This is a genomic window from Brenneria roseae subsp. americana (assembly GCF_003115815.1).
Taxonomy (GTDB): domain Bacteria; phylum Pseudomonadota; class Gammaproteobacteria; order Enterobacterales; family Enterobacteriaceae; genus Brenneria; species Brenneria roseae.
The window spans coordinates 1-359 of the sequence record NZ_QDKJ01000052.1; the positions used below are offsets into that span (position 1 = coordinate 1).

The following is a 359-nucleotide window of genomic DNA, read 5'->3' on the forward strand; positions in this document are numbered from 1 at the left end:
TCTGTGCTGCTGTCGGTGCTGTCGGCGTGCCGGTCAGCGCAGGGCTGGCAAGCGACGCTTTCGGTGCTACCGCACTGGTAACAAATGCCGTTGTGGCAAGCTGTACTGTGTTTGTACCCGCAGCGGCCGTTGGTGCCGTTGGCGTGCCGGTCAGCGCCGGGCTGGCTTTCGGTGCATATTGTGTATGCGGGTCTGCGGCGGCAACATGAGCGGCTAATTTGTTAACGGCATCTGTTTTCGCATCAGCAATGGCATTAAGCACGGTAGTGCTGAAATTTGGGTCATCGCCCAGCGCGTCGGCCAATTCTTCAAGCGTATCCAGCGCAGCAGGTGACGATGCGACCAGTGCAGCAATAGCC

The 359-nt window shown here is 59.1% G+C and carries 1 pseudogene; it reads right to left on the reverse strand.

Going from position 1 to position 359, the window contains the following annotated elements:
- A pseudogene (locus B4923_RS21195) lies at positions 1-359 on the reverse strand (phage tail protein); the annotation flags it as partial.